This is a genomic window from Kineothrix sp. MSJ-39 (assembly GCF_018917935.1).
In the GTDB taxonomy this organism is placed as follows: Bacteria; Bacillota; Clostridia; order Lachnospirales; family Lachnospiraceae; genus CAG-194.
In genome coordinates this window covers 1-18,784 of record NZ_JAHLPN010000002.1, presented here as the reverse complement: position 1 = coordinate 18,784, position 18,784 = coordinate 1, and the positions used below count along the sequence as shown (strand labels likewise).

At 32.3% G+C, this 18,784-nt stretch carries 17 protein-coding genes; all 17 read left to right on the top strand.

Annotated elements, in window-relative coordinates; genetic code table 11:
- Positions 1 to 29: 29 nt before the first annotated feature.
- The 17 genes from KQI22_RS01770 to KQI22_RS01690 all read left to right on the top strand — a co-directional run bounded on the left by KQI22_RS01770 (position 30) and on the right by KQI22_RS01690 (position 18,636).
- Positions 30 to 1,403 carry a sugar transferase gene (locus tag KQI22_RS01770; RefSeq protein ID WP_253293463.1) on the top strand — a complete coding sequence of 458 codons (1,374 nt, stop codon included), beginning with the start codon at positions 30 to 32 and terminating at the stop codon, positions 1,401 to 1,403.
- Positions 1,404 to 1,440: 37 nt separating this feature from the next.
- Positions 1,441 to 2,958 carry a hypothetical protein gene (locus tag KQI22_RS01765; RefSeq protein WP_216550372.1) on the top strand — a complete coding sequence of 506 codons (1,518 nt, stop codon included), beginning with the start codon at positions 1,441 to 1,443 and terminating at the stop codon, positions 2,956 to 2,958.
- A gap of 69 nt (positions 2,959 to 3,027) precedes the next feature.
- Entirely contained in the window at positions 3,028 to 3,477 is a 450-nt protein-coding gene (gene pssD, locus KQI22_RS01760) for a PssD/Cps14F family polysaccharide biosynthesis glycosyltransferase (protein WP_216550608.1), read from the top strand.
- Positions 3,478 to 3,491: 14 nt separating this feature from the next.
- Entirely contained in the window at positions 3,492 to 3,992 is a 501-nt protein-coding gene (locus tag KQI22_RS01755) for a glycosyltransferase (protein ID WP_216550371.1), read from the top strand.
- A complete protein-coding gene (locus tag KQI22_RS01750) occupies positions 3,985 to 5,967 on the top strand; it encodes an HAD family hydrolase (protein ID WP_216550370.1) in 1,983 nt (660 codons plus the stop codon). The genes KQI22_RS01755 and KQI22_RS01750 overlap by 8 nt, the downstream gene beginning before the upstream one ends.
- Positions 5,964 to 7,073 carry a glycosyltransferase gene (locus KQI22_RS01745; RefSeq protein WP_216550369.1) on the top strand — a complete coding sequence of 370 codons (1,110 nt, stop codon included), beginning with the start codon at positions 5,964 to 5,966 and terminating at the stop codon, positions 7,071 to 7,073. The genes KQI22_RS01750 and KQI22_RS01745 overlap by 4 nt, the downstream gene beginning before the upstream one ends.
- A 1-nt stretch (position 7,074) precedes the next feature.
- Positions 7,075 to 8,103, top strand: a complete 1,029-nt coding sequence (locus KQI22_RS01740) for a glycosyltransferase family 2 protein (RefSeq protein ID WP_330623213.1) — start codon at positions 7,075 to 7,077, stop codon at positions 8,101 to 8,103.
- Between the two features lie 10 nt (positions 8,104 to 8,113).
- Positions 8,114 to 8,713, top strand: coding sequence for a serine O-acetyltransferase (locus KQI22_RS13970; RefSeq protein WP_305854753.1), 600 nt, complete (start codon positions 8,114 to 8,116; stop codon positions 8,711 to 8,713).
- 16 nt (positions 8,714 to 8,729) lie between these two features.
- The gene (locus KQI22_RS01730; protein ID WP_216550367.1) at positions 8,730 to 10,031 is read left to right on the top strand and encodes a hypothetical protein; all 1,302 of its coding nucleotides are present in this window, start codon (positions 8,730 to 8,732) and stop codon (positions 10,029 to 10,031) included.
- On the top strand, positions 9,994 to 11,109 hold the full coding sequence (locus tag KQI22_RS01725; RefSeq protein WP_216550366.1) for a polysaccharide pyruvyl transferase family protein: 1,116 nt from the start codon (positions 9,994 to 9,996) through the stop codon (positions 11,107 to 11,109). The genes KQI22_RS01730 and KQI22_RS01725 overlap by 38 nt, the downstream gene beginning before the upstream one ends.
- Before the next feature lie 31 nt (positions 11,110 to 11,140).
- Positions 11,141 to 12,148, top strand: coding sequence for a glycosyltransferase family 2 protein (locus KQI22_RS01720; RefSeq protein WP_216550365.1), 1,008 nt, complete (start codon positions 11,141 to 11,143; stop codon positions 12,146 to 12,148).
- 6 nt (positions 12,149 to 12,154) lie between these two features.
- On the top strand, positions 12,155 to 12,982 hold the full coding sequence (locus tag KQI22_RS01715) for an SDR family NAD(P)-dependent oxidoreductase (protein ID WP_216550364.1): 828 nt from the start codon (positions 12,155 to 12,157) through the stop codon (positions 12,980 to 12,982).
- 18 nt (positions 12,983 to 13,000) lie between these two features.
- Positions 13,001 to 13,957 carry a glycosyltransferase family 2 protein gene (locus KQI22_RS01710; protein ID WP_216550363.1) on the top strand — a complete coding sequence of 319 codons (957 nt, stop codon included), beginning with the start codon at positions 13,001 to 13,003 and terminating at the stop codon, positions 13,955 to 13,957.
- Positions 13,958 to 13,977: 20 nt separating this feature from the next.
- Positions 13,978 to 14,934: a hypothetical protein gene (locus KQI22_RS01705; RefSeq protein WP_216550362.1), complete on the top strand. Its 957-nt coding sequence runs from the start codon at positions 13,978 to 13,980 to the stop codon at positions 14,932 to 14,934.
- A gap of 23 nt (positions 14,935 to 14,957) precedes the next feature.
- Entirely contained in the window at positions 14,958 to 16,394 is a 1,437-nt protein-coding gene (locus KQI22_RS01700) for a lipopolysaccharide biosynthesis protein (protein WP_216550361.1), read from the top strand.
- A 33-nt stretch (positions 16,395 to 16,427) separates the two neighbouring features.
- Positions 16,428 to 17,546, top strand: coding sequence for a DegT/DnrJ/EryC1/StrS family aminotransferase (locus KQI22_RS01695; protein ID WP_216550360.1), 1,119 nt, complete (start codon positions 16,428 to 16,430; stop codon positions 17,544 to 17,546).
- Positions 17,547 to 17,565: 19 nt separating this feature from the next.
- Positions 17,566 to 18,636, top strand: coding sequence for an acyltransferase family protein (locus KQI22_RS01690; RefSeq protein WP_216550359.1), 1,071 nt, complete (start codon positions 17,566 to 17,568; stop codon positions 18,634 to 18,636).
- Positions 18,637 to 18,784: the final 148 nt, after the last annotated feature.

Here is an 18,784-nt window from a genome sequence, read left to right as displayed (position 1 = left end):
GCAGACTTGTTGAGACGTATAGTTTAATATTGATAGATCTTGTCGCTGTATTTGGAGCTTACATGACAGCGTTGCTACTCCGGTTTGGCAATGTGCATCAGGCAATCAGCGTACAGCTGAATTATACTGTAGGTATTTACATGATGCTGTTTTGCGTGCTTTATGGTGTTATGTCTGACTGGAACAGAGGTTTCTTCCGGAGAGGATTTTTTGTAGAAGGAATTGCCGTCCTGAAATACGATATTGTCATGATGATTGCAATCGTGGTTATCTTGTATCTGACACATATTGCAGGGGACTATTCCCGCCTGATATTTGGTTATTTTGCGGTGGCAAATGCGGTTTATACCTTTGCGCTGCATTGTATTTTTAAGGTGTTTATGCTGGATTACTATTCCAAGAGTAATAACAGTGATAAGCTCATGATCGTGACAGAAGCAGAATATGCGGAGGAGATCATCAGGAAGATTAAGGATGCCAAGGCATGGGATTATGAGGTGACTTCCGTTGCCGTTATGAACAGTGATATGGTCGGGGAAGAGATCGCAGGGATTCCGGTTGTGGCGAATCAGTACAACCTGTTTGACGTATCCCGCCAGATGCCACTTGATCAGGTGTTCATGTATCTGCCCGGTATTCCGGCGAAGCAGATCCGTTCCTACATCACCGACTTTGAAACAATGGGTGTGACAACCCATTATAATGTAGAAGTAAAGGAACTGGATCTGGAAGGAAAGACTGCGGGAAGATTCGCAGGATTCGCAGTTATGACATTCTCTTTGCAGTATCTTGATTACCGCAGGATTTTCGTGAAGCGCGCGATCGACATACTCGGCGGTCTTATGGGCAGTCTGATCACGCTTGTGCTGACACCTTTTGTGGCACTTGCTATTAAATTAGAATCCAAGGGTCCGGTCTTCTTTGAACAGACCAGAATTGGTAAAAACGGAAGACGTTTTAAAATATATAAATTCCGCTCCATGTATATCGACGCGGAAGAACGGAAAAAAGAACTGCAGGCACAAAATGAGATGGGGGACAACCTTATGTTTAAAATGGAGCATGATCCCCGGATTACGAAGGTAGGTAAATTCCTTCGTAAAACAAGCATTGACGAATTTCCGCAGTTCTTTAACGTCCTGAAGGGTGATATGAGCCTGGTGGGTACCAGACCACCAACAGAGGACGAATTTGAGCAATACAACAATTACTACCGCAGACGAATGAGCATTACCCCCGGTCTGACCGGTATGTGGCAGGTCAAAGGACGTGGTGTGGTCACGGAGTTTGAAGATGTAGTGAAGCTGGATCTGGAGTATATTGATAAGTGGTCACTGTCGCTTGATTTTAAGATTATGCTGCAGACGGTAGGCGTTGTGTTGTTTGGAAAAGGTGCGAAATAGAGAACTATATAAAAATATCATAAATAAGGAGCGAATGATGGAAACAAATAGCGGAAAAAATGAGGGAATGGAAATGTCAATCAGTATCAAGGATATGTTGATGCGTGTTTGCTTAAAATGGAGAGCAATGATCGTATGGGCAATTGTATTTGCAATACTTTTCAATGGATTAGCAGTAATGAAGGAATATCGCGCGATTCAAGTAGAGAATGATTTGATACAAATGACTGAGACAGAAAAAAAAGAGTCCAAAATAAAAGCGGCAGAGGCTAATGCAGAATCGTATAAGTCTGCGCTTAGTGAACGTGAAATAGTTGAAGTTGAAAAAGCAGCAAATGCCTATTTGGATTTAATGGAGTATTATAATAATGCTTTAGATTATAGTTATAAATCTATAAAGATGCAAATTGATCCTAATTGTATACCTACTGTGGAACTACAGTACAGTGTGGATACTCATTATAAGGTGGAATATCCAGAAATAAATGTTAAAGATTATACAGCTTCTATATTAGATTCATTTGACCAAGGAATAAGAACAGATGCCGTGTACAAGCAGATTGCGGAGACTATGGGAGATGATGTTGATGCAGCGTATATAGCTGAACTATTAACAACAAATATTACAGATAATAATATTACCTTTAAGATTATTGCTAGAGATAGGCAAGAATGTGAAGGGGCTGCTGAGATATTAAAAAGTGAAGTGAATAAATGTGATGCCAGCCTTAAAAAAATGTATGGTAATTATGATTTGTTATTAATTACGGAAAATTATACAGAAAATGCAGATGCAACTGTATTAACTAGCCAAACAGCACAGGCAACTACAATTACAAATTCCAAAAATGCCGTGGTCTATCTGACGAATGGGATGACAGAAAAACAAAAAAATTATTATTATGCGTATGCTGATTGGAAGAAATTGCTGGCTGGAGATGAGGAGATAAGTGATGAGGTCATGGATGAGATAGATCATACCAATATTTCTATGTCTCCGTCCCTTGTTCATAATAAAATGATATTGTTAGGTTTTCTTGCTGGTATTTTCTTATGTTTTATTTGGTATATTATTTTATATTTATTAAGTGGAAAATTGAGAATGGCAGATGGAGTAGAAGGCTATTTTAATGGGAATATATTGGGATTTATACCTAAGAAGACAAAAAGCAGGATTGACAGTTGTATAAAGAGGTTATTTAATTCAAAATATGAAATATCTCAAAAAGATAGTGTCGAAATGATTAGCTCTACAATAAAGATATTGGCGCAAAAGAATCATATTAACAATATATTTATAACAACGACATCCCATGATAATAGAGTTAACCAGATAATAAATGAAATACAAGAAAAGCTAAAGACGAATATTGAAGTAGTTAATGTAGGAAATTCAATTATCTATTCTGTGGATTCATACGAGAAAATGGCAATTTCGCAAGGCGTTGTATTGATTGAGGTAGAGGGAGTATCAACATATGATGATATTAAAAATGTTGTATACAAAATACGAGGGAACGGCGTTTCAATTTTAGGTGGAGTTGTGATTGAATAAGAAAATAAAATGTGCGTGTCGGATAGTAATCTGGCACGCATGAAATTATATAAAGAAGGGGGTTTAAGAATGAAAGTATGCTTAGTAGGATCATCAGGGGGGCATTTGACGCATTTGTATATGTTGAAGCCTTTTTGGAAAGATAAAGAAAGATTTTGGGTTACTTTTGACAAAGAGGATGCGAGAAGCCTGCTGGATGAAGAAAGAATGATTCCATGTTATTATCCAACTAATAGAAGTCTTAAGGCACTTTTGATTAATACGCATTTAGCATGGAAAGTGCTTAGAAAAGAAAAACCGGATTTGATAATATCTTCTGGCGCAGCTGTTGCGGTTCCTTTTTTTTATATAGGAAAGTTATTGGGAGCAAAGTGTATATATATTGAGGTATTTGATCGGATAGATCATTCAACTATTACGGGAAAGCTGGTATATCCTGTAGCGGACAGATTTATTGTTCAATGGGAAGAAATGAAAAAAGTTTATCCTAAGGCTATAAATTTAGGAAGTATTTTTTAAAATAGGTGGATACTATGATATTTGTAACAGTAGGTACACATGAACAACAATTTAATAGACTTGTTGAAAAAATAGATGAATTAAAGGGGAAGGGTGTAATTAAGGAAGATGTTATTATGCAAACAGGCTTTTGCACGTATAAGCCGGTGAATTGTCAATGGGACAGTATTATATCATATTCTAAAATGAATAAATTAATTTCAGATGCACGAATTGTGATTACACATGGAGGACCGTCTAGTTTTTTGGCTCCATTACAAATAAAAAAAATACCAATTGTTGTGCCACGTCAAAAAATGTATAACGAGCATGTTAACAATCATCAATTGGAATTTTGTAAAGAAGTGGCTAGACGTTTGAATAATATCATTGTAGTTGAAGAAATTGATAAGATAGAGGAAACATTAACAAATTATGATGAAATTATAGAGAAGATGCCTAGAGATGTTTTAATTAATAATAATAGCTTTTGTACAAAATTTGAAAATATAGTAGGAAAATTATTCAATGAGTAAAAATAGAAATATATTATATAGAATAAAGAGACAAATAAATACAGGGGTTATAGATCAAACTCATATACTCAAAATGATTAATCAATATTCAATTATATCGTTTGATGTATTTGATACATTATTAAAGAGATTGGTTGATAGCCCTACAGATGTATTTAGATATATTGAACAGAAGTATCAAATCCAGAGTTTTGCTGAAAAGAGGATAAATGCGGAAAAGAAAGCAAGAGATACATGGAAAACAGAGGTATCGCTAGAACAAATATATAGCTTTTATTCAAGAGAAAGTTATCTGAATAAAAAATTAATGGAAATTGAACTGGCTGTAGAGAGTGAAATGCTGATAGTAAATGAAGATATAAAGTCGATATATGATTATTGTATAAAACAAAAAAAGACAATACTACTAATATCAGATATGTATTTGCCAGTAAATGTTATTGAGAAAATATTGCAGAGGGAAGGCATTTGCGGTTATTCAAAGTTATACGTTTCTTGTGGTGTGATGAAAACAAAACTGTCAGGAGATTTATTTCGTTGGGTTCTTGATGAAAATAACATTGCTGCAAAGGATATGTTGCATATTGGTGATTCATGGAAGGGAGATTATAAAATACCAAGAAAATTGGGGATTTCTGTGTTGCACATACCAAATCGAATAAAAAAGACAAAGGCTTCAGTTCGAGAAGATGATACTATAGATTGTAATATGCTTAAGTCATTTATTAATAATACATTACCCTGGGGTGAAGATGAATATTACAAATTTGGATATGAAAAATTTGGAATGTTTTTATGGGGATATGCAAAATGGATAAAGTCGAATTTATTGAGTGAGAATATAAAAAAGGTATATTTTTTCTCAAGAGATGGTTTAATCATGAAAAAAGCTTTTGATTTACTTGAACATGATAATATTGAGTCATATTATTTAGAAGTTTCTCGAAGGAGTTTACGTATTCCTATTTTATGGATGGATTGCGAATTTGAAACTATATTAGATATGATATCACCATCACAGATGTTGCCTATAGAAACAATATTTGATGGAGTGGGGCTTGATATCGATGAATATGATCAATTATTATTTCAATATGGATTTGATAAACAAACTAGTTTTGAACGGAAATCTATAGGAAAGAGAAATGATCTAAGGGCGTTATATGATGAACTTAAGCCTGACATAATACGTAAATCTAAACAGGAATATGTGGCTTTGGAAAAATATATAAAACAGAATAGTTTGAAAGGGAAGTTCGCTATTGTAGATATTGGATGGTCCGGCGGAATGCAACGTTATTTGACGGAGACTCTTGATAGATTAGAAATAGATAATGAAATAAAGGGATATTATATAGGAGTAGCGGATTATTATAAAAGAAATGTGGCAGTTATTCCACAACTAAGTTTGAAGGGATACTTGTTTGATTTTAAAAATGACTTACATGCACAGGATAAAAGAAAAGGATTTGTAGGACTTTTTGAAACCCTGTTTTTGGAGCAAAATGGTTCTGTGAAGAGCTATAAGATGGAAAATGGAATTGTTAAAGCTTGTAGATATCCATATGAATATTTAGAGAATGGAAAGCCTTCTTATGAGTTTGAATGTGTGATGAAAATACAAAAGGGAGCGCTGGATTTTATTAAAAAGATTGAGAAATGTCAAATCTTTGAAAATACTCAGTATAATGCTGAAGATTTATTTGAATACTTGAACCAGGTGGGTAATAAACCAACTTTATATGATATAAAAATGTTTGGAAAATTTCGCTTCTACGATGAGGGACAAACCCAGTATTTGGCAGATCCCAATAACTTGATTTATTATTTATTTCATTTGTCTGAATTAAAAAGGGAATTTATGTTAAGCAGATGGAAGATAGGGTATATGAAAAAAATGTTTAGAATACCATTACCATATGAAATGCTGTACAAGATATGTCTAAAAATTGGAAAGAGGGGAGACAACAAATGATAAAAGAACCTCCGAAAAGAATACTTGTTATTGGTTTAACAGAGAGAATGGGGGGAGTTGAAACTTTTATATATAATAGTACAATATTCTCGGATCGGGAGAAATACGAATATGACTTTTTAGTGCATGGGACAGATCATTGTGTATTTGAAAATGAGATTTTGCAATTTTACAACAATGAAAGACATATTTATTTTGTTGAAAAAATCAAAAAGAATCCTATTAAATGGTTAAAGGATATGTTGACTTTTTATCAAACAAATGGCTCGAAATATGATTATATTCATATACAAACGGGAGCTGCTTCTGAAATTGTATATGTATTTCCATTTTGTTTCTTCTATGGCATAAAGGTTATTGTGCATAGCCATAATGGAAATGGCTACTCGCCTTTTATAAATGCTGTTTTTAGACCTATTGTAAATTGGGTGGCATATGAAAAAATTGCATGCTCTGTAGAAGCGGCGAAGTGGCTTTTTGGTTTGGACATAAAAAAAGTTAAAATATTAAATAATGGAATAGATACAAAGAAATTTTCTTATAATGAGCAAAGTCGAAAAAAAATCCGAAGGGAATATCATATTTTGGATGAATTGGTTATAGGGCATATAGGACGCTTTTCTGAACAAAAGAACCATGAAAAAATCATAGCAATTTTTAGAGAGATAAAGAAGCGTATAGAAAATGCTAAATTGATTTTAGTTGGTACGGGTGAAAAGATTGATGAAATTAAGGAATTGGTAAAAAAGATAGGATATGAAAAGAGTATTATATTTGCGGGAAAGCAGATGAATACAGAGGAATATTATAGTGCATTTGATGTATTTCTTATGCCGTCGTTATATGAAGGATTACCTATTGTTGGAATAGAGGCGCAATCCATGGGACTCCAATGTTATTTTTCAAATACAATAGATAAGCAAATTTTGATAACGGATAGAGCTAAAATAGTGTCATTAGATGCAACAGATAAAGAATGGGCTGATATAATTTGTAATAATCTTATTTCTTTAAATGATAGGGAAAAGTATCCTGCAATTGTTGATCAACGAGGGTACTCTATTAGGAATACAATAAAAGAACTAGAAAATGTGTATGAGGTGTAAAGTGGAGTTAATAAGTATTATAGTACCTGTGTATAACGTGGAAAAGTATTTGGCTAGATGTATAGATTCTATATTAAAACAGAGTTATTCAAATTTAGAAATCATCTTAATTGATGATGGATCAACAGATACAAGCGGGACTATTTGTGATCAATATACCATGAAAGATCAGAGAATCAGGGTTGTTCATAAAAAAAATGAGGGCTTAGGATATGCACGAAATTCGGGCATAGAATTAGCAAATGGTAAGTATATTACATTTATAGATAGTGATGATTATATAGGCGAGAAACATATAGAAAAAATGTATAATCTCATTATTAATACAAATACAGACACTTGTTTGGCAGGTCATACAAAAGTATATGCAACACATGAAGAGAAAAACACTAATACTTGTAGTGGCAAAGTATTTTACGGAAATGTTGCTGAGGAAATTTTGCCAAGGATGTGTGGGGCAGATAGTAGTGGAAAAGATTATATCGAAATGTCAGTATGTATGGTATTACTATCAAATGATATTATTCAGAAAAATAAACTCCGCTTTAAATCAGAAAGAGAATTAATTAGTGAAGATTTGGATTTTGATTTTGATTATTATCCATTGTCTCAGGGAGTATGTGTATCTGAAATAGCAGACTATTACTATTGCGATAATGAGGGGTCGCTGACAACTAAATACCGAAAAAACAGATTTGATAGTCAAGTGGTATTATATGATGTTATTTTGTCCAAAGCAAAAAAACTAGAAATTGAGAAGCAATGCGTATCTAGATTAAATACAACTTTAATTGCAATTGCACGATATAGTATAAAATTAGAATATAAATTTGCAAGTGAAAACGGAATACACAATGCACGAAAAAATGTAAAAAACATATGCGAAAATGTGAAATTACAACAAATAATGAAAGAATACAATGATAAAGGATTGAGAAAAGCATCAAAAATAGTAAATCTGTTTATTAAAAAAAAGTGGTATTTTATGATTGAAATAACAATGAAGTTTAAAAATAGATTTTCTGTATGAAAGGATTAAAATGATTGATAAAATAAGAAAAATAATTGCACTCATAGGTATTTTAATTACATGGATTCCTTGTTTGGCAATGTTATCTGATTCTGATTTTAGGCGACTTGTAAATGGTGATTTAAAAGCATGTGGATATAAAAATACATACAGAAAGAAAAATACAATCATAGCTTTAAGCTATATGCTACTTTTTGATACAACTTTCAGAGCGCAATATTATTATCGTCTAAAGTATTATAAGCATGATGTTCTTTTTTATGTGTCCAAGATGATTTTGAAGAATAAAAAAGATATTGACTTATGGGGAGATATAGGATCAGGATTGTCCATATTTCATGGACAAGGATGTGTAATTGTATTAAATAAAGCAGGCAAAAATTTAAATATTTATCAAGGAGTAACTGTGGGTAAAAATCCTAAAACAGAAATAAATGGTATAGCAACACCTAGTTTTGGCGATAATGTATGTATTTATGCTAATGCTGTAGTTATTGGAAATATTAAAATTGGTTCAAATGTTAAAATAGGAGCGGGAGCGGTAGTAAATAAAGATGTGCCAGATAATTGTACTGTTGTAGGGAATCCAATGAGAATTATTATGCATTAATTGGGGGGGAGATATTATGAGAGTGACAAAAGATAATATTCATGTATGGACATATTTAGCGGTATTCCTTCCTCTGCTGTATAGATTTTTTACTGAGAATTTTGGAATGTCATATATTTTTATGCCGTTATTTGATGTATTTGTATGGGGAATAATTTTTTTGGCTATAAGATTAAGGAGGGGAAGGCTAAATAAAAGCGATATAGATATTTGGATTTGGTTTATCTTATTTCTACTAGTTATGTTTATGTCTATTTTTATAAATGAAGGAACAAGTGTCGCAAATTTCTTTTACGAATTCAGACCATATTTAAGAATGATTTTGGGCGTATTGCTGGGAACGCTTACTTTATCAATTGTATATATAGATATATTCTATTACATTGTAACGTGGTTAATGCGTATTAATTTTTTGGTAATGCTATATCAATTTGCGGTTATGGGATTGAGAAAGGATTATGTGGGAGGAACCTTTGGTAATACTCAGGGATGTAATTCTATACAGAATATATTGTGCGTATTTGTTTTTTCCATTTCATTAGTAAGGTTTTTATATCACAAGTTGTCAATTAGTGATTTAATGATTAACTTTTTGACTACAATGGGAATAAGCGTACTAGCTGAAATAAACATGTTTTTCTTTGAAATGATTATTATCATGGTAATGGCAATTTTATTGAATGTTCATATTAGCAAAAAAATAATGAAGCGGAAAACTTTGTTAATATTTGGTGGCGGATTAGCAGTTTTAGGTGGCTTGAGTTTGTTTTTGATGCTTAATCCAGACCGATTATTTTTGTTGTCAATAAATAACATTTTAGATTACTTAGGAGCTGGTAGTGGCTCTGGAGTATATAGAATTAGCAGAGTGAAGGTATTTCCTCAATTAGGAAATCTGTTTTTTGATAGTATAAAAGACTGGTTATTTGGATTTGGTGTAGGAAATTGCTCTACGCATAGTGAATTCTATAAATTGAATTCTGTGCTTCAATATGACTATTTTTCCAGCTCGATGGTATTTTTACAGACAGGTATATTTGGAGTTATGGTTAATCTTGGAGTAATATTATATTCGGCGCTCCAAAGCGTTTGTATGAAGAAAGTTATACATGATGTGAGAAGACTTATATGGATTGATTCATCTGCTATTTTGGCAGTAATCATGTTGATTATGTTCTTTTATAATTCGACGTTACGAGACACATTTACTGGCTTTTTAAGTGGTGTAATGCTTTCTATAATATATATTATAAAAAAGGATAAAAATGGAGAAAAAAATAATGAAGGTATGTATCTTATCCATGCAAAGAGTATCTAATTTTGGCTCAGTTCTACAGAGTTATTCGTTAAAAAAGCTCATAGAAGAAAATGGAGATTCAGTCTCTTTTATAGATATTGAGCCTAATAGGGAAGACGATTTATTAATGAATAATAATAAATCAGACTATCGTTCTGAGACAGATGTTGCAAATAATTTTGTTGAAAAATTAAAGCATGTAGATAAATATTTTTTTAATAGAATATGGAATAAAATCAGAGCTGCAAAGCAGGAAAAAGAATTTCAACGCTTTATGAACGACGAACTAAAACTTAATAAAGAATTAATAAAGGAAGATTATGATTGGGCAGTAATAGGTAGCGATGAAGTTTTTAATTGCATGACAAGTTCTCCATGGGGGTTTACAAGTCAACTTTTTGGGAATATAAAGCAGGCTGAAAATATTATGACATATGCTGCGTCTTGTGGAACGACAACTTATGAAGAACTTCCACATCCAGTAAAGAATAAAATTAAGACATCATTTGAACATATACAGCATTTTTCAGTCCGAGATAAAAACACTTATAGCTTTGTAAAAAAGTTAACTTCAAAAAATATTCAATATAATCTGGATCCTGTATTGGTGGGCGACTTCACAAAGGAAATGCTGGCATGTAATTTTGAACCGCCCAATAGGAGAAAGTATTGCATAGTTTATTCATATTTTAACAGAATAAAGGATAAAAATGAAATTAATGCTATAAAAAAATTTTGCAAAGAAAAAAGACTTGAAATGGTAGCTATTGGTGCACCACAAATGTGGATTAGTAAATTTTGGGTTCTTACTCCTTTTGAGGTCCTGGAAGCATTTAGAATGGCTGAATTTGTTATCACAGATACATTTCATGGGACAATCTTTGCTGCTAAATATTCAGCTAGATATGCTGTTATGGTAAGGGAAAGTAATAAAAACAAATTGTTAGATTTGATTGATAGATTGGATATAAGAGATCATCTAATTTCCGCAGATAATGATTTAGATCAAATTTATGAATTAAAAAAGACGCAGAAGTTAGAGGAAATATTAAAAGAAGAAAGAAAGAAAACTAAAACATATTTAAGCTACATTGTATAGGCGGTATGATAGATATAGGAGAGTAGGTACTATGACTGGAAATCCCTTAATAACAATAATTATTGCAATATATAACGGTGAAACCTTTTTGGAAAAGTGTTTAAATTCGGTAAAGAGACAAGATTACCGGAATATAGAAGTTTTATTAATAGACGACGGTTCTACAGATGGATCTGGTAGAATTGCGGACAAATACGCTGCTGCTGATGAACGATTCACAGTAATTCATAAAGAAAATGAAGGTGTAAGTAAAACGAGAAATTGTGGACTTGATAGAGCTAAGGGTGATTATATATGTATAGTAGATCAGGATGATATTTTAGCTATGGATTATATATCATACCACTTAAATCTGATTAAGCGGATGGGAGCTAATATGTCACTGGTACCACAAGTAGTTATGTATACAGAAAAAAATAGTACTTACAGTGAGAAAAAAAAAGAAGATGAAGTAGAACTTTGGAGTGGAGAAAAGGCAGCTGCTCAAATGTTGTATGCAAATATTGAAATAGGACCATGGAATAAGCTGGTAAGTAGAGAACTTATATATAAAAATAATATCAGATTTCATCAAGAATTATTTGGAGGAGAGGGTTATGCTTTTTCAGTAGAGTGTTTTCAACATTCAGATAAGGTGGCAGTAGGTTATAAAGGTGTGTATTATTATCGACTGGATAATAATACAAGTGGTATGTCAATTTATAGACCTAATATTGCTACAAGTAGTATAAAGGCAATAAACATTATGAGAGATGAATTATACCTTGATACTAGAACTATGAGAAGAGCCTTAGAATATGCTAATTGGAATGTCTACTATGTAATGCTTTTAATTATGCATAGATCTGGAGCGGAGAAAAAGAATAGGGAACAGTATAGAAATTTTATAAGAGAATGTCATAAATATCCCTTTTCGGCAAATTTTGGACCAATATCGTTAAAGCGAAAACTAAAGGGAATGATGTGTTGGTTGAGTCCTCAAATAGCCATTGGTATTTCAACAAGAAAAAAAACCCCTCGAAAATATGGAAGGATGTAGAAGAGAATGGGCGTAAGAAATATAATAAAAAATATAATAATGATGACAAAAGAGGAAAAGAAAGTCGAGATTCCCTATTATGTTGACAAGGATAACCTTCTGTCTGGTAAGGTTGCATTAGTGTGTGGTGGAAGTGGAGGAATTGGGCAGGCAATAGTAAAGGGCTTTCTGCAGAGTGGATGTAAAGTTATTATATCAGGGACGAATGAGAAGAAATTGCAAAAGATGCAGACTGAGTTAAATAGTAATAATATATCTATTTTGAAATTTGATTATAGAGAAGTAGATAAAATGAATGAATTTGTTGAAAAAGCTGTGAGTATTTATAATAAAATTGACATATTAGTAAGTTCAACAGGTGTACATACAGAAAATGCTAGTTTTTGGAATATCACTCCAGAGGAATATTCTAGAGTAATGGATATAAACCTAAAGGGAACATTTTTTGCATGTCAAGCATTTGGAGAATATATGAAGGAAAATGGAATTCAAGGACATATATTAATTATTTCGTCCTCTAGGGGTGATGAACCGGCATGGTCTCCGTATGGAATTTCTAAGTGGGGGTTAAAAGGACTGGTCGAAGGAATGGCTAAGATATTTGCCCCTTGTGGAATCATTGTCAATTCAATTGCTCCTGGAGCTACAGCAACAGAACTGATAGGATATGAAACTGGTAACAGTATATATTGTTTGGATAATATTGTTAACAGATATGTTATGCCAGAGGAAGTGGCTAATTTAGCAAAGTTTATGGTTTCTGATATGGGGAATATGATAATCGGAGATACCGTTAGGATTTCTGGGGGCAGAGGATGTTTTGATATTAGATAGATGAAAAAGGACTTATATATGGATAATAAAGATTTGATAAGTATAATTATTCCAGTTTATAATAGTGAAAAATATTTAACAGAATGTCTAAATTCCATAAGAGAGCAAACCTACACTAATCTACAGGTTATCTTAATAGATGATGGAAGTAAAGATTCTAGTGGAAAAATTTGTGATGATTTTTGTAGAAAAGATTCTAGATTTTTAGTCGTACACGGAGCTAATTCAGGGCAAGCAGCAGCAAGAAATAAGGCTCTTGAAATGGCAAGAGGAGAATGGATTGGGTTTGTGGATAATGATGATATTATAGACAAAGATATGTATGCTATTTTGCATCAAAATGCTATTATAAATAGTGTCTTAATCAGTGGGTGTGCTACATTAAGTTGTTATGAAGATGGAAGTACAAGAAATAAGTATGATGATATAGAAAGTGGTATCAAAGATACTAAGAGAATAATTGAAGATATTTTTCTGCAAACTGAACATGCATGGGGGGCTATGTGGAATAAAATTTACCATAGATCATTAAAGAGTAACTTGTTTTTTCCAGAGGGTTGTCAATTAGAAGATTATGATGTTATTTTAAAATTGTATTATAACGTCAAGAAGGTATATTTTGACAATCGACCGTTGTATCACTGGTTTGTTCGTGAAGGTTCTCAATCTCATAGGGCATTTTATGATGGAAAACTATCTATAATAGATGTTGCAAACGGTTTAAAAGTTTGGTTTGAAGAGAATTGTAGTGATGATGAATTAATTGAAGAAGCACATTATTTTGCTTTTATATCAAGAATGAGTGTCTTGTCTTTAATGTGGATGAGTCACGATAGAGATATTCGTAGAAGAATGAAACAATATTTACCAAGTATAAAGGAAGTAATGCATATTATTAATAAAAACCAAGGGGATACTTATAGAAATTTAAAGTTTTTAATAAAGTGTATTATATGGCATTTATGGGTTGTATAGTGTAAAGGAATACAGGTTTTATGAAGAAGATAAAGTACGTTATTGTATCACCACGTCAGAAATATGGTGGAGCAGTTGTTTTGCACTTGTTATGTAAAACATTACAGGATTTAGGTTATAATTCATCCATATACTATTCAGGAGCTTCCTATTATAAAAAGGGCCATAGAATTAAATTTTGGATTAAACATATTATTTTTTTAATAAAAGATCTGTCAAAAATCATAGCTATAAAAACATTTGGAGAAGAGCATTTTGCACATAATGAGAAATATGCGGGATATGTGAATTTAAGTGTAAAAGGATGTAAAAGAAAATTGTTTCCTATTGTAGATGAAAATACAGTAGTAGTATATCCAGATGTTGTGTATGGAAATTATTTTAGAGCTAAAAATGTTGTGAGGTGGTTTCTCTATTATAATCGTTATTCAAGTGATGCCTATGGGAAAAACGACTTATTCTTTTGTTATAGAGATGTATTCAACGACGAGAAATTGAATCCTTTAAAACGTAAATTATATTTGGAATATTTTGATTTGAATTTATATAAAAATGTGAATACAGGGAAAAGACAAGGCACTTGTTATATTGTGCGAAAGGGGGCTCTTAGGAAGGATTTGCCTTCAAAATATGAAGGAATTGTTATAGATAACTTGTCAGAAATGGATAAAGTTAGAACGTTTAATGAGTCACAATATTGTATATCATATGATTTGCAAACGGCTTACTCACATATAGCTGCATTATGCGGCTGCATATCTATTGTAATACCTGAAGAGGGGAAAACATGGAAAGACTATTATCCGGGTGAGAAAAGACCTTTGGGAGTTGCTTTTGGCTTTTCAGAAGATGAAATTGCATATGCCAAGAATACCATGCATTTAGTGAAAAAAAACTTTGAAGAGAAAAACAATAAATGTAAATATAGTGTTCAAGAGTTTGCTAAAGTTTGTAAAGAATATTTTAAAATAGAGTAATACTAAGTAGAATAGGTAAAAAGATGGAGAATAATTCACTTAAATCAAAGGTACTATATGGGCTGATTTGGAAGTTTGGAGAAAGAATTTCTGCACAAGTAATTAGTCTGGTGGTTTCAATTGTATTAGCAAGATTGCTATCACCAGCAGATTATGGTGCAGTGACAATGGTTTTGGTATTTATTACTATTGCAAATGTTTTTGTATCTAGTGGCTTTGGGAATGCGTTAATTCAAAAAAAAGATGCGGATGATTTGGATTTTTCGTCTGTGTTTTATTTTAATATATTATTGGGCATTATTTTATATATTATATTATTTTTAGCAGCTCCATATATTGCAGTTTTTTATCATATGCCAATTTTAACTAAAGTACTGAGAGTGCTGGGAATTCGAATTATTGTTGCTTCAATAAATTCTGTGCAACAAGCATATGTTTCAAGAAATATGCTATTTAAAAGATTTTTTTGGTCTACCTTATTTGGCACAGTGGTGTCGGGAATTGTCGGCATTATATTGGCGTATAGAGGATATGGAGTTTGGGCTTTAGTGGTTCAGTATTTAACTAATACGTGTACAGATACTTTGGTATTGTGGTTTACTGTATGTTGGCGTCCTAAATTAATGTGCTCGTGGAAAAGAGCAAAATTATTATTAGCATATGGATGGAAATTGCTTGCCTCAGCTTTACTTGACACAGGTTATAGACAGCTTAGAAGTTTGATTATAGGTAGAAAATATACATCTGAAGATTTGGCTTATTATAATCAGGGGGATAAATATCCTAATTTGGTTGTAGCAAATGTCGATTCTTCAATTAGTAGTGTACTTTTTCCTGCATTAGCAATTTATCAGGATGATAGAAAAAAAATAAAAGAGATGACTAAAAGGGCAATACAGATATGTTCATATATATTGTGGCCGTTGCTGATTGGATTTGGTGTAGTTGCAGACTCGTTTGTTAAGATCATATTGACAGATAAATGGATGCCTTGTGTACCATATATTCGTATTTTTTGCTTTACGTATGGATTATGGCCGATTCATACATCAAATTTGCAAGCGTTAAAGGCTCTTGGCAGAAGTGATCTTTTTTTGAAACTGGAATCAATAAAAAAAATTATTGGAATAGTATCAATTGTAATAGCAATGAAATATGGGCCTTTGGTTATGGCATATAGTCTGGTAGTAACAGATTTATTGAGTATGTATGTTAATGCGGCTCCGAATAAAAAGATGATAAATTATCCATTCGGTGAACAGATTAAAGATATGATGCCAGGGTTCGTGTTATCTTTAATTATGGCCCTGATAATTTATCCGTTAAAGTTCATTCATATCCCCAGTATTTGTATATTAGTCATTCAGATTTTATTAGGCGGGGGTATTTATATTGGTTTATCATATATAACAAAACAACAAGCTCTGTTATATATTTGGAAAATTATAAGAAAAAAATAGCAAGATATAATAAGTGCTGGTGGAGGAAATGATATGGAAAATAAAATTTTGGTCACAAGATCATCTATGCCTGATTTGGACGAATATATAGAAGAAATTAAATCTATATGGGACACGCATTGGCTTACTAATATGGGGGAGAAACACCAGAAGTTTCAGAAAGAATTAATAGATTATATGCAGGTAGATAATGTCGAATTGCTGACTAATGGGCATATGGCTTTAGAATTATCTATGCAGGCATTAAATCTTCAAGGTGAAGTTATAACAACACCTTTCACATTTGCCTCGACAACGCATGCAATTGTTCGAAATGGTTTGAAGCCTGTGTTTTGCGATGTTGATCCAATGACATTTACAATTGATTCAGATAAAATAGAGTCATTAATTACAGATAAAACATGTGCAATTGTTCCTGTACATGTTTATGGAAATATTTGCAATATAGAGGCAATAGATAAAATTGCAAAGAAATATGGACTAAAAGTGATATATGATGCTGCACATACATTTGGAGAAACGTATAAAGGAAAAGGAATTGGTTCTTATGGTGATGTTTCTTGTTTTAGTTTTCATGCAACGAAAGTATTTAATAGTATAGAAGGAGGATGTGTTTGCTATAGTGACCGGGAGTTTGGGCATGCACTTAGCAGATTAAAAAATTTTGGTATCAGAAATGAAGAAGTTGTTGATGGAGTAGGCGCGAATGCAAAAATGAATGAATTTTGTGCTGCGATGGGTTTATGTAATTTGAGACATTTGCAAACTGAAATAGAAAAAAGAAAAACGGTTGTTGAAAGGTATCGTGAGCGACTGTCAGGAATAGATGGAATTCAATTAAATCCTATACAGGAAAATGTGGAGAGTAATTATGCATATTTTCCAGTTGTATTTGATGAAAAGAAATTTGGTGCAAGTCGTAATGAAGTACAGGATAAACTTGCAGAGCATGGGATAGGGGCTAGAAAGTATTTTTATCCATTAACAAATACATTTGATTGTTTTCATAATGAATTTGATGTTAATGAGACGCCGGTGGCTTTGCATCTGAGTCTTCGGGTATTGACATTACCATTGTTTGCAGACTTGAATCTTGAGGATGTAGATAAGATATGTGATTTAGTAATAGCATGTAAACGTAATTATATATAGCTAAATAATGGAGAGTGTAATGCAGAAGAAATGCTTAACGGTAGGAGCCAGAAATAGCAATCTGGAATTGTTGCGAATATTTATGATTATATCAATTATAGCACATCATTATGTGGTAAATTCGGGTGTTACTCTTGAATTTGATTACAATAGGCTTAATTTTAATATGATTTTTCTACAAATAGTGGGAATGTGGGGACGAACAGCAATTAATACATTTACAATTATTACAGGTTATTTTTCTGTAAAAAAAGGAACGAGCGTAAGGAAAATATTAAAGTTATATTTTACCATTAAATTTTGGAGCTTTTTATCTGCAATATTGTTTCATTGTACAGGTTACTATTGCTTGGATGCGCAAGGGCTATATAAATTAATATTAAATGTGGTTTATGATGTCAATGTGGGTTACATAGGAACCATGATGATATTAATGTTAGCTATTCCTATATTAAATGTTTTGGCAAATAATATGACAAAGAAGCAATATCAATATCTTATATTATTAATTTTAGGATATTTTATGGTTATGGCAACCTTTTTAGAACATGACACATTTAATTTTACTGGATGGCTTATTAGTGCATATATGATAGGAGGCTATTTGCGTTTATATCCGTTAAAATATGATAATATTAAAATGGGATTGTTAGGAATTTGTGTATCTGTTTTATTAATGTGTGTGAGTATATTATATGTAGATTTTATTGCGAGCAAACACGGTTTTGATAGTGCGTACTATATGGTAAGTAATTGTAATAAGTTATTGCCAATATTGGCATCTGTATCTTTATTCTTTTTGTTCAAGAACTTAAAAATTAAAAACAGTAAAATCATAAATACAATTGCAAGTGCTACGTTTGGGGTATTGATAATACATGCAAATAGTGACACAATGAGGAAGTTTCTTTGGGTAACTGTGTTTAATTGTGTAGAACATTATTATACAAAATGGATGCCAATTTATGTATGTTTGGTAGTTTTGGGAATTTATGTGGTTTGTGTTATATTAGAGCTTTTAAGAATGAAATATATTGAAAAGCCATTTTTTGTGTTACTTGATAAAATAACGTCTGTAAATAAGAGGTAATGGAATTTTAAATGAATAGATGAGGTTTGACTGAATATTCTTGTGCGGTAACACCGCCAGTCCGGTAGACGGGAAACCGTCTGTCCGGGCTGGTGGGAACCGCTTATGCGAGTTTACTCGCGTAATGTCTTGGCTAATCCATAAACCT

Coding starts and splice junctions, on each gene's coding strand:
- KQI22_RS01720 (WP_216550365.1), top strand. CDS start 11,141: ATGACTGGAAATCCCTTAATAACAATAATTATTGCAATATATAACGGT.
- KQI22_RS01705 (WP_216550362.1), top strand. CDS start 13,978: ATGAAGAAGATAAAGTACGTTATTGTATCACCACGTCAGAAATATGGT.
- KQI22_RS01755 (WP_216550371.1), top strand. CDS start 3,492: ATGATATTTGTAACAGTAGGTACACATGAACAACAATTTAATAGACTT.
- KQI22_RS01725 (WP_216550366.1), top strand. CDS start 9,994: ATGAAGGTATGTATCTTATCCATGCAAAGAGTATCTAATTTTGGCTCA.
- KQI22_RS01730 (WP_216550367.1), top strand. CDS start 8,730: ATGAGAGTGACAAAAGATAATATTCATGTATGGACATATTTAGCGGTA.
- pssD (WP_216550608.1), top strand. CDS start 3,028: ATGAAAGTATGCTTAGTAGGATCATCAGGGGGGCATTTGACGCATTTG.
- KQI22_RS01715 (WP_216550364.1), top strand. CDS start 12,155: ATGGGCGTAAGAAATATAATAAAAAATATAATAATGATGACAAAAGAG.
- KQI22_RS13970 (WP_305854753.1), top strand. CDS start 8,114: ATGATTGATAAAATAAGAAAAATAATTGCACTCATAGGTATTTTAATT.
- KQI22_RS01700 (WP_216550361.1), top strand. CDS start 14,958: ATGGAGAATAATTCACTTAAATCAAAGGTACTATATGGGCTGATTTGG.
- KQI22_RS01690 (WP_216550359.1), top strand. CDS start 17,566: ATGCAGAAGAAATGCTTAACGGTAGGAGCCAGAAATAGCAATCTGGAA.
- KQI22_RS01745 (WP_216550369.1), top strand. CDS start 5,964: ATGATAAAAGAACCTCCGAAAAGAATACTTGTTATTGGTTTAACAGAG.
- KQI22_RS01750 (WP_216550370.1), top strand. CDS start 3,985: ATGAGTAAAAATAGAAATATATTATATAGAATAAAGAGACAAATAAAT.
- KQI22_RS01695 (WP_216550360.1), top strand. CDS start 16,428: ATGGAAAATAAAATTTTGGTCACAAGATCATCTATGCCTGATTTGGAC.
- KQI22_RS01710 (WP_216550363.1), top strand. CDS start 13,001: ATGGATAATAAAGATTTGATAAGTATAATTATTCCAGTTTATAATAGT.
- KQI22_RS01765 (WP_216550372.1), top strand. CDS start 1,441: ATGGAAACAAATAGCGGAAAAAATGAGGGAATGGAAATGTCAATCAGT.